Annotated in this window: 12 protein-coding genes and 1 tRNA gene; 6 read left to right on the forward strand and 7 right to left on the reverse strand. The window is 70.4% G+C overall.

Annotated features, from left to right (window positions below):
• The first annotated feature begins 408 nt into the window (after nucleotides 1-408).
• Complete coding sequence (locus QSK18_RS24425) at nucleotides 409-870, forward strand: RrF2 family transcriptional regulator (RefSeq protein WP_232814217.1); 462 nt, start codon at nucleotides 409-411, stop codon at nucleotides 868-870.
• On the opposite strand, the gene QSK18_RS24430 is transcribed toward QSK18_RS24425, so the two are convergent.
• Both QSK18_RS24430 and QSK18_RS24435 read right to left on the reverse strand, forming a co-directional pair.
• Nucleotides 867-1,610, reverse strand: coding sequence for a TetR family transcriptional regulator (locus tag QSK18_RS24430; protein ID WP_285623731.1), 744 nt, complete (start codon nucleotides 1,608-1,610; stop codon nucleotides 867-869). The two genes, QSK18_RS24425 and QSK18_RS24430, sit on opposite strands and share 4 nt — an antisense overlap.
• Nucleotides 1,611-1,657: 47 nt before the next feature.
• Nucleotides 1,658-1,966: a hypothetical protein gene (locus QSK18_RS24435; protein ID WP_232814215.1), complete on the reverse strand. Its 309-nt coding sequence runs from the start codon at nucleotides 1,964-1,966 to the stop codon at nucleotides 1,658-1,660.
• Here QSK18_RS24435 and QSK18_RS24440 point away from each other — a divergent pair.
• From QSK18_RS24440 to QSK18_RS24455, 4 genes are read left to right on the forward strand one after another with little or no spacing between them, the layout of a single operon-like run.
• Entirely contained in the window at nucleotides 1,956-2,174 is a 219-nt protein-coding gene (locus QSK18_RS24440; RefSeq protein ID WP_232814214.1) for a hypothetical protein, read from the forward strand. The genes QSK18_RS24435 and QSK18_RS24440 overlap by 11 nt on opposite strands.
• Nucleotides 2,162-3,295, forward strand: coding sequence for a methyl-accepting chemotaxis protein (locus QSK18_RS24445; RefSeq protein WP_232814213.1), 1,134 nt, complete (start codon nucleotides 2,162-2,164; stop codon nucleotides 3,293-3,295). The genes QSK18_RS24440 and QSK18_RS24445 overlap by 13 nt, the downstream gene beginning before the upstream one ends.
• 52 nt (nucleotides 3,296-3,347) lie before the next feature.
• On the forward strand, nucleotides 3,348-4,904 hold the full coding sequence (locus QSK18_RS24450) for a 3' terminal RNA ribose 2'-O-methyltransferase Hen1 (RefSeq protein ID WP_285623736.1): 1,557 nt from the start codon (nucleotides 3,348-3,350) through the stop codon (nucleotides 4,902-4,904).
• Nucleotides 4,901-7,465: a polynucleotide kinase-phosphatase gene (locus tag QSK18_RS24455; RefSeq protein WP_232814211.1), complete on the forward strand. Its 2,565-nt coding sequence runs from the start codon at nucleotides 4,901-4,903 to the stop codon at nucleotides 7,463-7,465. Before QSK18_RS24450 ends, QSK18_RS24455 begins: the two co-directional genes overlap by 4 nt.
• A gap of 63 nt (nucleotides 7,466-7,528) precedes the next feature.
• Here the strand turns inward: QSK18_RS24455 and hisG are convergent, their stop codons facing one another.
• The 5 genes from hisG to QSK18_RS24480 form a co-directional block, all read right to left on the reverse strand.
• Nucleotides 7,529-8,542 (reverse strand): ATP phosphoribosyltransferase, encoded by a 1,014-nt coding sequence (hisG, locus tag QSK18_RS24460; RefSeq protein WP_232814210.1) that lies wholly within the window; start codon nucleotides 8,540-8,542, stop codon nucleotides 7,529-7,531.
• Nucleotides 8,539-10,020, reverse strand: coding sequence for a histidine--tRNA ligase (gene hisS, locus QSK18_RS24465; RefSeq protein ID WP_285623742.1), 1,482 nt, complete (start codon nucleotides 10,018-10,020; stop codon nucleotides 8,539-8,541). The genes hisG and hisS overlap by 4 nt, the downstream gene beginning before the upstream one ends.
• A gap of 71 nt (nucleotides 10,021-10,091) precedes the next feature.
• Nucleotides 10,092-10,162: transfer RNA gene (locus QSK18_RS24470), tRNA-His, on the reverse strand.
• A gap of 62 nt (nucleotides 10,163-10,224) precedes the next feature.
• Complete coding sequence (locus QSK18_RS24475) at nucleotides 10,225-10,947, reverse strand: M15 family metallopeptidase (protein ID WP_232814208.1); 723 nt, start codon at nucleotides 10,945-10,947, stop codon at nucleotides 10,225-10,227.
• A gap of 368 nt (nucleotides 10,948-11,315) precedes the next feature.
• Nucleotides 11,316-12,338 (reverse strand): LLM class flavin-dependent oxidoreductase, encoded by a 1,023-nt coding sequence (locus tag QSK18_RS24480; RefSeq protein WP_352396638.1) that lies wholly within the window; start codon nucleotides 12,336-12,338, stop codon nucleotides 11,316-11,318.
• 135 nt (nucleotides 12,339-12,473) lie between these two features.
• Here QSK18_RS24480 and QSK18_RS24485 point away from each other — a divergent pair, with 135 nt between their 5' ends.
• Nucleotides 12,474-13,256, forward strand: a complete 783-nt coding sequence (locus tag QSK18_RS24485) for a hypothetical protein (RefSeq protein WP_285623749.1) — start codon at nucleotides 12,474-12,476, stop codon at nucleotides 13,254-13,256.
• Nucleotides 13,257-14,190 lie beyond the last annotated feature (934 nt).

The raw sequence follows: 14,190 nt of genomic DNA on the forward strand, positions 1-14,190 counted from the left end.
TAGACCATGCCGTGGCCGGGCGGCACGAACATCGGTACCGTGCCGATCCGGTAGACGTAGGCCTCCAGCAGCGGCGAGAACGTGTACTCGATGATCGAGGCGAACACCACCACCAGCAGCGTCTGAACCCGCACCAGCGCACTTTCCCGGCTGAGCAGGTAGCCCAGCATCGCCCAGGTGGCCACCCCCAGCACCAGCTGACGGGCGAGCTCACCGACGCCCAGCCCCGACAGCACCGACAGCGGCACGGCGTCGGCCACCAGGAAGAACCCGATCCACCCGACCACCACGCCGACGACCAGGAGTTCCGGGTCGGCCCGCCGGCCGAGCGAACGCATGAGCATGCCCTCAGGTTCGCAGACCCGCTCCAGGGAAAGGGAAGGGCCGTGAGCCCGGCACAATGGCGGGGTGCGCATCTCCGCGAAGACCGACTACGCCGTCCGGGCGGCCCTCGAGCTGGCCGCCGCCCCGGAGGGCGTGTGGATCAAGACCGAGACGGTGGCCGAGCGGCAGAGCATCCCGTTGCCCTTCCTCCTGAACATCCTGGCCGAGCTGCGCACCGCCGGGCTGGTGCAGAGCCGGCGGGGGGCCGAGGGCGGTTACCGGCTGGCCCGGCCGGCCACCGAGATCCGGGTCGCCGACGTCATCCGGGTGATCGACGGGCCGCTGGCCAACATCGCCGGCGAACGCCCGGAGGACGTGGCGTACTCGGGGGCCGCGGTGGTGCTGCGGGACGTCTGGGTGGCCTTGCGGGCCAAGATGCGGATCGTGCTCGAGGGGGCCACCCTCGCCGACGTCAGCAACGGCACCCTCTCCCCCGAGATCACCGACCTCCTGGGCGACCAGGACGTCTGGCGCGCCCGGATCTAGTTCTCGAGTGAGCGGCTGATCCGGGCGACCACGTCGTCCAGCGGTTCACCGGAGCGGAAGACCGCAACCACCACGTCGTCCGCACCCGAACCGCGAGGGCGCACAACGGCGTCCTTCGGTTGGCTCTCGCCGAAGATCCCCCGCACCCACGCGCATGAGGCGTCCAGATCGGCCAGGGGGTCGTAGTTGCCTCCGGCGCGCAACCATTCGCGCAACACCGCGTTGTGCGCGGCGACCACCGCGGCGGCCACCACGTCGGCCCGCAGCACGGCGTTCGCCTCGGGCAGCGGACCTGTGAGCCGGCCGCGCACGTAGCGGCTGAAGGTGCGCTCGTAGCGCTGCACGCTGGCCAGCTCGCGGTCACGCAGCGCCGGGACGCTGCGCGACAGCTGGTAGCGCTGGACCGAGACCTCCGGGTCGTCCAGATAACTGAGCAGGACCAGTTTCACCGCCCCGCAGATCGCCTCGATCGGGTCGAGCGCGGTCTGCGCGACCAGGTGCTGGTTCACCATCGCCAGCAGGGAGTCGTGGTCCGGGAAGATCACGTCGTCCTTCGACCGGAAGTACCGGAAGAAGGTGCGCCGGGCGATCCCGGCCCGTTCGGCGATCGCGTCTACCGTGGTGCCGTCGTAGCCCTGGGCGGCGAACAGCTCGAACGCCGCCGCGGCGATCCGACGGCCGGTGTCCGAGCGGGTGCCCGGGGCGGCCTGCTCCCCGGGGACGAGCGGAACCCGTGACATGCCTGTGACCATACCTGTCGGATCCCGGCGGTAGCAGGGAGCAGTTGTCAGGCTGAGCGACGCAGCGCCGGGTCCAGGCGACGGCGCGAGGCCTCGGGGAGGCTGGCCTCGACGCACGCCGGGCAGGCCTGAGAACGGGCGGCGGAGAACTGCCGGTCCCAGAAGACCGTCCATCCCGACGTCCACTCACCGCACAACGTCTTGCGCGATCCGGCGGCCCACGCGTGCTGGACCCCGTAGGGCACCCAGTCGAAGGGCGGCTTCCCGGACTGGTCGCGCACCTTGTGGGTGGCAGTGACATAGAGCTGCGAGGTCTCGCCCTGGGAAGCGAGGGTGGGAATCAACGTGCTGGTCAAGGCCCGGCTCCTCTCGTGCGCCAATGCACTCGGTGCCATCATTAAGGCACTCGATGCCGGGAGCGCGCAAGGCCTCGTCGGCGCCTCGTCGCACCTGTCGGCGAACGGCAATTCTGGGAAGTTCCTCAAGAGCAGCGAAGGGTTTCCCGAAGTTCCGACCGTCACGACGGAAAAGGCAGAGCGGGGGCTCGGGAAATGGGACTGCTGACGGCACGAGGCGGGCGGACGGCCGGGGCGACGTCGCTGCGCGCGGCCCTCGGGGACAACTCCAACCCCCTGCTGGCGGCGCTGAACAGCCTGCACGCCAACTGTTTCGTCGCCGACCTGGACCTGAACCTGATCTGGATGAACCGCCTGGCCGCGGTGACCCTGCAGGACCTGGCCCCGAAGATCCAGAGCAGCTTCGGGGTGAGCCTGCACGACCTGCTGGGCGGCTCGATCCACCGCTTCCACCAGGACCCGGGCCGGATCGAGCGGATCCTCGACGACCCCTCGGCCCTGCCCCGCACCGCGGTGTTCTCGTTCGGCGGGGTCACCCTGCGCACGATGATCAACGCGGTCACCGACGCCGACGGCCGGCGCCTCGGCTACATCGTGGTGTGGGACAACGTGACGCACCGCAACGCCCGCGCGAATGTCACGTTCGCCGAGAACGAGGCAGTGGCTCACCGGCTGGACGAGCTCTCCCGGGGCCTGGCCGAGGCCGCGAGCACCACCTCGCAGCAGGCCACCAACGCGGCCGGGGCCACCGACCAGATGAACTCGGCGGTGCGGGAGATCGCCCGGGCCTCGTCCGAGGCCAGCCAGCAGGTGCAGCGCACGGTCGAGGCGACCGCCCAGAACCTGCAGCAGCTGCGCCAGCTCCAGCAGATGAGCGCGGAGATCGGCGGCATCCTGCGGATCATCGAGGCGGTGGCCGGGCAGACCAAGATGCTGGCCCTGAACGCCACCATCGAGGCGGCCCGCGCCGGGGAGGCGGGCAAGGGCTTCGCGGTGGTCGCCGACGAGGTGAAGCAGCTGGCCGAGACCACCACGGCGAGCATCAGCGACATCGAGAACAAGATCAAGGACATCCAGATGGCCGCGGACGGCAGCGCCGAGGCCACGGCCGGGATCGACGCGCTGGTCGACCGGATCCGGGAGTCGCAGGAGACCATCGCCGCGGCGATCGAGCAGCAGTCCGCCACCACCGCCAGCATCGCCGGCACCATCGCGGTGATCGCCGACAGCGCGCAGATCACCTCCAGCCAGGCGATGGAGGTCCAGCAGGCCGTCACCTCGGTACAGGATCAGGCCACGGTCCTGCGCGAGATCATCGACAATTCGTGAACGAGGAGAAATTGCGTAGGCGCCACCGTCGGCCGTTGACAGACTTGCCCCTGTGTTCCTGACCATCACCTCGACCAGCGACGAGTCCGAGGCCGCCGAGTCGCCGGCCACCGACCTCGGCTACCTGCTGCACAAGCATCCCGACCGGGCGCAGAAGTTCGGGCTGCCGGTCGGCAACGCCCACGTCTTCTACCCCCGCGCCGACGCCACCAGCTGCACCGCGGCCCTGCTGCTGGAGGTCGACCCGATCGCGCTGGTCCGGGGTCGCGGCCCTCGCCCGGCCGACGGGTTCTCGCTGGCCCAGTACGTCAACGACCGGCCCTACGCGGTCTCGTCGATGCTCGCGGTCGCGCTCGGGAAGGTGTTCCGCACCGCGATCGCGGCCCGTTGCGACGCCCGCCCGGACCTGCCCAGCAAGCAGCTGAACCTGCAGGTCCACCTGCCGGCTCTGCCCTGCCGGGGTGGTGCCGAGGTGGCCCGGCGGTTGTTCGCCCCCCTGGGCTGGGAGGCCGACATCACCCCGGTCCCCCTCGATCCGGAGCTGGGCTGGGGCGACTCGCGCTACCTGGACGTGCGGCTGACCGGCCGGATGCGGTTGTTCGAGGCGCTCAGTCAGCTCTACGTGCTGCTGCCGGTGCTGGACGACGCCAAGCACTACTGGGTCAGTGCCGACGAGGTGGACAAGCTGGTCCGGGCCGGCGAGGGCTGGCTGGCCACGCACCCGGAGCGCACCCTGATCACCGAGCGGTACCTGCGTCACCAGCGGCGGCTGGTGAACGAGGCGTCCGAGCGGTTTGCCGGTCTGGACGACGCGACGCTGTCCGACGAGGACACCGAACTGCCCGCCGACCTCGTGGAACTCAAGGACGAGGTACCGGGCTCGGGCATCACGGTCTCGGTCGGCGGGGTGGTCGCGGTGGGCGGCGAGGAGGCCCTGGGCGGCGCCGTGGCTCTGGTCGAGGAGCCGGAGTCGCACGCCGAGCGTCAGGTCTCGCTGGCTGTGCAGCGGATCCGGGCGGTGCTCGAGGCGGTCCGCGCCAGCGGTGCGCAGACCGTGGCCGACCTGGGCTGCGGTGAGGGCAAGCTGGTGAAGGAACTGCTGGCCGACTCCCGCTTCCAGCGGGTGCTCGGCGTCGACGTGTCCGACCGGGCGCTGACCGTGGCCGCCCGGCGGCTGCGGCTGGACGAGATGCCCGAGCGGGCCCGGGCGCGGGTCGAGCTGCGCCAGTCGTCGCTGGTCTACGCCGATCCCGGGCTGGCCGGGTTCGACGCGGCGGTGCTGATGGAGGTGATCGAGCACGTCGACGCCTCCCGGCTGCGGGCCCTGGCGGCCTGCGTGTTCGGTGCCGCGCACCCCCGGCACGTGTTCGTCACCACCCCGAACGTCGAGTACAACCCGCACTACGGTCTGGCCGAGCACGAGAAGCGGCATCCGGACCATCGTTTCGAGTTCGACCGCGCGCAGTTCCAGAAGTGGGCCACGCAGGTCGCGCAGGACTACGGCTACTCGGTGCAGATCCGGGGCATCGGCCAGGAGGACGAGACCTCCGGCCCGCCCACGCAGATGGCCGTCTTCACCGTCCTCGCCGCCACGGAGGTGCCCCGATGAGCGAGCATCAGCTCACCGTCCCGCAGACCTGTCTGGTGGTGCTCGTCGGGGTCTCCGGCTCCGGCAAGTCCACCTTCGCCGCCCAGAAGTTCGGCCGCTACGAGGTGCTCTCCAGCGACTTCTGCCGCGGCCTGGTCTCCAACGACGAGAACTCCCAGGACGCCACCGCGGCCGCGTTCGACGTGCTACACCACATCGCCGGCAAGCGCCTGGAGGCCGGGCTGCTGACCGTGGTCGACGCGACCAACGTGCAGAAGGACGCCCGCGCGAGCCTGCTCAAGCTGGCCCGCGACCACGACGTGCTGCCGGTCGCGATCGTCCTGGACATCGACAAAGAGATCTGCCTGGAACGCAACGCCGCCCGCACCGACCGTGACTTCCCGGCCCGGGTGATCCACCGGCAGGCCGACCAGCTGCGCCGGTCGCTGGCCGGGCTGCGCCGGGAGGGCTTCCGGCGGGTGCACGTGCTCGACTCGCCGGAGAAGGTGGCGGCCTCGCGGATCGTGCGGGAGCCGTTGCTGAACGACCGGCGCGGGCTCACCGGCCCGTTCGACGTGATCGGCGACGTGCACGGGTGCCGCTCCGAACTGCAGACCCTGCTGGGCGAACTCGGCTACGGCATCGTCCTCGACCCGCAGGGCCGCCCGGTCGACGCGGTGCCCCCGGCCGGGCGTACCGCGGTCTTCGTGGGTGACCTGGTCGACCGCGGCCCGGACACTCCCGGGGTGCTGCGCCTGGTGATGGGCATGGTCGAGTCCGGGCACGCGCTCTGTGTCAGCGGCAACCACGAGCACAAGCTGGTGCGGGCGCTCGGCGGCAAGAACGTGAAGCTGTCGCACGGCCTGCAGGAGACGATGGACCAGCTCGCCGCCGAGCCGGAGGAGTTCCGGGCCCAGGTGGCCACCTTCTGCGAGAACCTGATCGCGCACTTCGTTCTCGACGGCGGCCGGCTGGTGGTGGCCCACGCCGGGCTGAAAGAGTCTTACCACGGCCGGGCTTCGGGTCGGGTGCGCAGTTTCGCGCTGTACGGTGACACCAGCGGCGAGACCGACGAGTTCGGGCTGCCGGTGCGCTACCCCTGGGCGAACGACTACCGGGGCAAGGCGATGGTGCTCTACGGGCACACGCCCACGCTCACGCCGGAGTGGGTCAACAACACGATGTGCCTGGACACCGGCTGCGTGTTCGGAGGCCGCCTGACGGCGATGCGCTATCCGGAGAAGGAGGTCGTCAGCGTCCCGGCCGAAAAGGTCTGGTACGAGCCGGCGAAGCCGCTCAACGCGCCCAAGGCCAAGAAGGCCGCGCAGCGGGATCCGGACGTGCTGACGCTGGGCGACGTCTCGGGCAAGCGCTCGATCCAGACCAAGCACCACGGCCGGATCACGGTGAGCGCCGAGGCCGCCGCCGGGGCGCTCGAGGTGATGAGCCGTTTCGCCCTCGACCCGCGCTGGCTGCTCCATCTGCCGCCGACCATGGCCCCCAGCCCGACCAGCGCGCTGCCGAACCTGCTCGAGCACCCGGCCGAGGCCCTGGCCGCCTACGCCAAGGACGGGGTGGGCGAGGTGATCTGCGAAGAGAAGCACATGGGCTCGCGTGCGGTGATCCTGGTCTGCCGCGACGCCACCGTGGCCTCAGTACGTTTCGGTTTCCCCGAAGGCCGGACCGGGGCGATCCACACCCGCACCGGACGCTCGTTCTTCTCCGAGGCCGACACCGAGACCATGCTCGGGCGCGCGCGGGCGGCCCTGGAGAAGGCCAAGGTCTGGGAAGAACTGGAGGCCGGCTGGGTGCTGCTGGACGCCGAGATCATGCCCTGGTCGCTGAAGGCCGGTGAGCTGATCCGCCAGCAGTACGCCGCGGTCGGAGCCGCTGCCACTTCCGCCCTGCCGCCGGCCCTGGAGGCCCTCACCGCCGCCGCGGACCGACTGCCGGAACTGCCCGAACTGGCCGGGCTCCGCGACCACACGGCTGCCCGACTCGAGGCTGCCTCGGCGTTCGGCGCGGCCTACCGGCGCTACGTCTGGCCGACCGAGGGGCTGGAGGGCGTGAAGATCGCCCCGTTCCAGGTACTGGCGGCCGGCCGGCGCACCTTCGCCGACCGGGACCACACCTGGCACCTGGCCCTGGCCGACCGGCTGGTCGAGGCCGACCCGCTGTTCGTGACCACCCGGCGGCTGGTGGTGGATCCGGCCACCGAAGAAGGCGTTTCGTCGGCCGTGGCCTGGTGGGAAGAGCTGACCGGGGCCGGCGGCGAGGGCATGGTGGTCAAGCCCCTGGCCAACTTCACCCGCACCAAGCGCGGTCTGGTGCAGCCCGGCCTGAAGGTCCGTGGCCCGGAATACCTCCGGATCATCTACGGCCCCGACTACCTGCTGGAAGAGAACCTGAACCGGCTCAAGTCCCGCTCGGTGGGCCGTAAGCGCTCAGCCGCCCTGCGCGAGTACGCGCTCGGGCTGGAGGCTCTGGAGCGAGTGACGGCCGGGGCCCCGCTCTGGCAGGTCCACGAGGCCGTGTTCGCAGTGCTGGCGCTGGAGTCCGAGCCGATCGATCCCCGGCTCTGACACATCGGTGAGCCGAAAGGGAATTGAGGACGACGCTCGTCCCCAATTCCCTTTCGGTCCGGCTCAGGCGGTGGTCGCCGAAGGGGCCATCGGCCCCAGCGGCAGGCTGGCGCTGGCGTTGCGCGCCTCGGCCGCGGCCTTGGACGTGGCGTCGAACTCGTGGCTGTAGTAGATCGACATCGGCGAGACCCAGGCATCGGTGGCACCGGCCGCGATCACCGCGGGCATGGCGTAGGGCACCTGCGCCCGCGGCAGCGTGGCGGTGGCCGTGAACCCCTGCCCCGGAGTGGCTTCCGAGGCGGCGACGACCCGGGCCTCCGGGCCGAGGATCTCTTCCAGCGGCAGCGGCTTGTCGGCCACCACCCGCAGTTCGACCACGTCGTTGGCCCGCAGCGCACCCCGGATCAGGTGCGAGATCGCGTCGAGCTTGCCGCGCTTCCACTCGTCGTCGCGGTAGATCCGGCGGCTGACGAAGAACTGGTTGGTCGAGCTGAACACCTCGGCCACCTCACGAAGGTGGTTGGCCCGCAGCGAGTTCCCGGTCTCGGTGCCCTCGATGATGGCGTCGGCGAAGTACTCCGCCTTGGCCTCGGTGGCGCCCCAGGAGAACTCGACGTGCGCGTCCACGCCCTGCCGGGCCAGCCACATCCGCGAGATCCGGGTGAGCTCGGTGGAGATGACGAACGGGTCGCCGGCCAGGCGGCGCCGGTCACACTCGGCCCGCAGGTCCTCGACGGTCTTGATCGGCGAGGACTGGGGCACCGCGAGCACCCAGCGGATCGGCCGGGAGGTCTGCCGGGAGAAGGGCAGTTCGGCCTTGACCGCGATGTGCTCGAGCACCTCGGTCTCGACGATCCAGTCCCGCCCGGACAGCCCGGCGTCGAGCCGGCCGGACTTCACGTAGATCGGGATCTCCTGCGGCTTGAGCAGCACCGGCACGATCTCCGGGTCGTTCGAGCTCAGCCAGAGCGTGCGCGAGCCGCCGGTGAACTGCAGCCCGACCCGCTCGAAGATGCCCAGGGTGGACTGCTGCAGGCTGCCCTTGGGGATGCCGAGGGTGATCTGCTTCTGGCTCATGCGTCGTTCTCCTGCGTCGGGCTGACGATCTGCTGGACCGTGCTCACGAGCTCACTGCGGGCCACAGTGAGCTGACCGGCCGACTTGGCCGCGCGGTACTCGCTGTTGTCCGCGATCTGCGCCCGCGACTCGCTGCCGGCCTGCAGATCCTTGATCGTGACGGTGCCCGCCTCGATCTCCTTGCCGCCGGCCATCACGGCCACGGCGAAGCCCTGGGCGTTGGCGTAGGCCAGCTGCTTGCCCACCTTGCCCACCGACTCGCCCACGTACAGCTCGGTGGCGATGCCGGCGGCCCGCAGCTCGGCGGCGATCCGGGTGGCCTCGGCCGGGTCGACCTTGGGCATCACCAGCACCACGGCGTCGGCCGTGGTCTTCCGGGTGCCGTAGGAGACGCCCAGGTTGGCCAGGCCGGCCAGCAGCCGGTCGATGCCGATCGAGACGCCCACGGCGGCCACCGGGTCGTCGCTGAACCGGCTGACCAGCCCGTCGTAGCGGCCGCCGCCACCGATCGAGCCGACTCCGGCCCCGACCAGGGTGGCCTCGTAGACCGTGCCGGTGTAGTACGCCAGACCGCGGGCCAGGCCCGGGTCGAGTTTCACACTGGCCTCGCTGACGCCGAGCGCCTCCAGATGGGCCAGGAACTCGCGGACCTCGGCCACCCCCGGCTCGTCGTCCGGCAGCAGGGAGGCCAGCTCGTCGAGGGTCTTGGCCCGGGTGTCCTGCTGCACCGCGACGAAGGCGAGCAGCCGGTCGATCAGCTCCGGGGCCAGCCCGACGCCGCGGATCCGGTCGCCGGAGACGTCGTAGCGGCCCTCGCCCAGCTCGGCCCGCAGCGCCTCGGCGGTGATCTTGTCGGACTTGTCGAGCACCCGGAGCACGTGCCGGGTGACCTCCGGGTCCTCCAGGCCGATGCTGTTCAGGAAGGCGTCGACCAGCTTGCGGTTGTTCACCCGGATGACGTAACCGGTGCCCGCGGTGAGTTCCAGGGCCTCGAAGGCGGCCGTGGCCAGGGCCACGATCTCGGCGTCGGCGGCGACCGTGGAGGTGCCGGCGATGTCCGCGTCGAACTGGGTGAACTGACGGAACCGGCCCTGCTCGGGCTGGGGGTCGTCGGCGCGGAAGACCGGGCCGATGTGGTAGCGCCGGAACGGCAGCTTGATCTGCTGCGGGTGGTACTGCGCGATGATCCGGGCGAACGGCACGGTGAGGTCGAAGCGCATCCCGAACTCGGTCGCTTCGCCTTCTGCGGCAGCCGGTTTGGCGGCCTCGCGGACCACGAAGATCTGCTTGTCGGCCTCTTCGCCACCACTGCCGAGCAGGGTGGGCAGCGACTCCAGCACCGGGGTGTCGAGCGGGACGAACCCGAAGGACTCGTAGACCCGGGTGATGCGGGCGACGACCTCGCCGCGCAGCAGCATCTCTTCGGGGAGCAGGTCTCGGAAACCGCGGAGGTTCTGCGGGGGGACCAGGCCGGTCATCGCTGGATTGCCTTCCTCGTGCGCTGGAACGGACGCCCGGCGCACGAGGAGACCGAAGAACGATCTACCTGTACCGGGAGGGGGTATCGAACCCCCGCCTCCTGATCCACAATCAGGTGCTCTACCACTGAGCTATCCCGGCTCGCCGAGAACAGTAGCAGGTTGTTGGCCAAGGTGTTAAACGGGCGCCCACAGGCGCTTTCGTCAGAGGGCCAGGTCGGCATCGGGATCCACCTTCTGCGCGTCCGCGAAAGCCACCTGGTCGTAGAGCGCACCCGGCTGGCGGTAGTAACGCGCCCATTCCTTGTCGCCGTACGAGAAGTGCCACCACTCGCCGTCGAAGGGCGCGAAGCCGGCCGCCATCATGGCGCGGCGCAGCAGCTGCCGGTTCTCCCAGGCCTCGCGGGAGACGAACGGCGAGAACGTGAACGCGTCCCGGTTCGCCTCCATCACCGGGGTGCCCAGGTCGACCGGCTGCTCGTCGCGCAGGATCTCCACGGCCACCGCGCCGCCGGTCGGGTAGCCCGCTACCGAGGGCACCGCGACGTTCCGATGAGCCGCCTCGACGAGCTCGTCCTCGTTCGGGTACTGCTCGCGCAGAACGTCTTTCGCGGCCTCGAAGAGGCGGGTCTGGTCCTCCAGGGGGCGGAAGCCGTACACCACCTTGAGAGTCAGCGAGCGGTCGAGGTTCTTCAGTTCCTGACCAGCGGCGTAGAGCATGTCCACGACCGGCCGGCGCACGTAGATCGTGTCGCCGGTGAGCTCGCTGCGCTCGGCCGGATGGTGCTCGACCCGCAGCACCCCCTGGGCCGGAACCGGCTCGAAGAGAACGACTTCGTCCACCTCGATCACCGGGACCTCGGCGTAGTCGGCGTACTTCAGCATCTTCTCTTCGAGGAGCTGGTAAACGTCTTCCCGGGTTCCCACGTGCGGCCTTCCATGCTTGATGTGCTCAGGCGGTCGGATGTTCCGGCGGCGTCGGCCGCGCCCGCGCACAGGCGCGTTCGTGAGGGCGGACCGCCGGGGGCGGAGGGCGCCGATCGGTGTGGGCTCAACCGTTCAGGTCTGGTCGACCTGGTTCAGCGGGAGCCAGCACCCACCGGCGAGATATGGACGCCGTGATGGGCATGCGTGGGCATGGCGGAGCGCGACCCGACGGTCTGCGCAGTAGCCGAGAAGATGCCCATGATGTTGCGCACGGTAGCAAGGCGGGCGCTGTAGAGGCAAACCAAACTAAGGACGCTGGTGAGCCTCGAGCGCTCGAGGCCCACCAGCGTCTTCAGTCGGGTTTTGTTCTACCCCAGCTCGGCCTGGACCAGCGGGGCCACCTTCGTGCCCATCAGCTCGATCGCCCGCAACACCTGGTCGTGCGGCAGGGTGCCCACACTGATGTGCAGCATGAACCGCTCTACCCCCAGGAGACGCTGCACCTCCACGATCTTCTGCGCCACCTGCTCGGGGCTGCCCAGCACCAGCGATCCGCCGCGCCCCCGCAGATTGTTGAACGTGTTCTTGGTCATCACACCCCAGCCGCGCTCGCGACCCAGCTGCGTCATCGCCTGGGCGTAAGACGGGTAGTACTCCGTCACCGCCTGCTCCGCCTCCGGCGCGACATACCCATGCATGTGCACGGCGAGCGGCGCGTCCTTCGCCTCGAACCCCGACTCCTTCAGCGCCCGCCGGTGCAGTTGGGCCAGAGGGACGAACTGCGCGGGCTGGCCGCCGATGATGGCCAGTGCGACCGGCAGCCCGTAGGACGCGGCCCGCACGATGGACTGCGGAGTGCCCCCTACGGCGATCCAGACCGGGAGTTTGCGTTCCGGACGGGGGTAGACGCCCTGCTCGTTCAGCTCCGGCCGGAACTGCCCCTGCCAGGTGATCTTTTCTTCCTGGGTGAGCTCGACCAGGAGGTCGAGCTTCTCGGCGAACAGGTCGTCGTAGTCGCTCAGGTCGTAGCCGAACAACGGGAACGACTCGATGAACGAGCCCCGGCCCGCCATCAGCTCGGCGCGGCCCCCGGAGATCAGGTCGAACGTGGTGAACTCCTGCCAGACCCGCACCGGATCGGCACTCGAGAGCACGGTGACCGCACTGGTCAGCTTGATCTTCTGGGTACGCCCGGCGGCCGCGGCGAGGATCACGGCCGGCGCGGAGGCGGCGAAGTCGGCCCGGTGGTGCTCGCCGATGCCGTAGACGTCCAGCCCCACCTGTTCGGCGAGCTCGATCTCCTCCAGCACCTGACGCAGCCGCAGGCCGTGCGGAGTCGGCACACCGCCCACCGGGTAGGTGTCCGCGAAGGTGGTGATGCCCAGTTCCATCGTCGTCCTCTCGCACACTGGTTGAACGCTGAACCAGAGCCTAGCGGGGCGCCCGGGGGTGGAGAATCGCCTGGTCGGGGTGGGAGAGGCAAGTTTGTCGGTGGCAACCCATAGGCTCTGTCGTGTGATGGAACGATGAGCAAAGCGGACGCCGTACGGGCCCTGCGCGAGGCCCGGTTCGCGCGGTACGCCGCGCAGAAGAAGGCCGAGACCAAGGCGCAGCCCGCGCGCGCGGCCCGCTCGGCGACAGTGGGAGAGTCCGCGCCCAGCGTGACCGTCGAGCAGATCGAACTGGTGGGTGAGGCCGGCACCGGGGCGAAGCCGCGCAAGAAGGCGGCCGCCAAGAAGACGGCGGGGCGTCGCGGGGCCAAGGCGGGCCAGGCCGCGGGTGGTGCGGGGGCTGACGCGGGTACGGCGGCTGCGGTTGACGCAGGCACGGCGGTCGGTGGGGGCGCGGCGGTTGACGCAGGCGCTGCGGCCGGCGGGGCGGCTGCGGCTGACACGGGTACGGCGGCCGGTGGCGGCGCTGCGGCTGACGCAGGCACGGTGGCAGATCTGGGCGCAGTGGGTGCGTCTGACTCTGGAGCCGATACCGGGCAGGGTGTCGGCGGTAACGCGACGCCCGGCGAAGCAGCGGCGAGCGAGGCGGCCGAGACCGAGGTCGCATCCCCCGCGGCTGGTCCGGCCGAGGCCGATCAGGCGAGCAGTGCGGGCGAGGCCTCAAACGTGGCTGAAGTCATCGACCTTCGGGCCCGGGCTCAGGGTGCGGGCACTGCCGGGGATACTGCCGGCGCTGCAGAGGTCGCGGCGGCCGAGGAAGCAGACGAGCCGGAAGAGCTCTGCGGCCACAGGAGCATGAACGGCCGCACCTGCACCCGCCCGAAGGGCCACCCGCAGAAGAGCCACCGCTACAACTGAACGCAGCTGGCCGGGCCGGCACCCCCGTAGGGCGAGGGGCCGAGCCCGCCCGGCCGAACACCCCGTTCACCGAGCACCGCTGAGCGCCCCTTCTTGACGACCGGACTCAGCCCCCACCCGGCACAAGCCCGCGTCAGCGCCCCCACCCGGCCGGCACATCCTCAGTGCCCCACCCTTAGGTCGCGCACCTGCAGCAGCGGCTGACTCTCGCCGACGTCGGGCTCCCCTGCCCCATGGCCGGACCGGTCGCGCGCCCTCGACTATCTGCCTGCGCCCCCGTGCAAGCGACGCCGACCCGGGCGAGCGCCTGCCCAAGAGCATGCCCCCTCCCCCAGCGAACCCCTGCCGATAAGCCTGCCCTCCCCCGGGCAACCCCCTGCCGGCGGTCCGGCCTTCCCCCAGGCGACCCCCTGCGCGGCCCCCATCAGCAGGCCCGGCCACCACGCCCACTGCCATGCCCATGCCCCCGCCCCATCCCCGGGCGACCCCTGCCAACAAGCCTGCCCGCCCCGGGCAAACCTCTGCCGACGGGCCTGCCCTCCCCCAGGCGAAACCTCCGCGTCCCCCACCAGCGGGCCCGGCCGCCACGCCCACGCCCACGCCCACGCCCACGCCCACGCCCACGCCCACGCCCACGATCGGATGACAAAAGCGCCCGCGCCGAGATCGGATGCCAAAAGTTGCCCTAGGAGCAACTTTTGGCATCCAATAACCGGCCCCGCGAAAAAGACATCCAATCCTGTGCCATCACCATTCGCCGACAGTGACCAGCAGCGCAGCCCAACACCACCGCGCGGGGCCCTCGGCCTAGTAGTGCTTTGTTACATCCGCTTCTGACTTGTTTGTTCTGTCCGGAGCTGTTTGACTACCGGGGTGGACAGGGGCGAACTGGAGCGGGTGCGGAAACGGCTGCAGGAGTTCACGTCCGAGATTT

Origin of the sequence: Kineosporia sp. NBRC 101677, from assembly GCF_030269265.1 — a bacterium.
Lineage (GTDB): Bacteria > Actinomycetota > Actinomycetes > Actinomycetales > Kineosporiaceae > Kineosporia > Kineosporia rhizophila.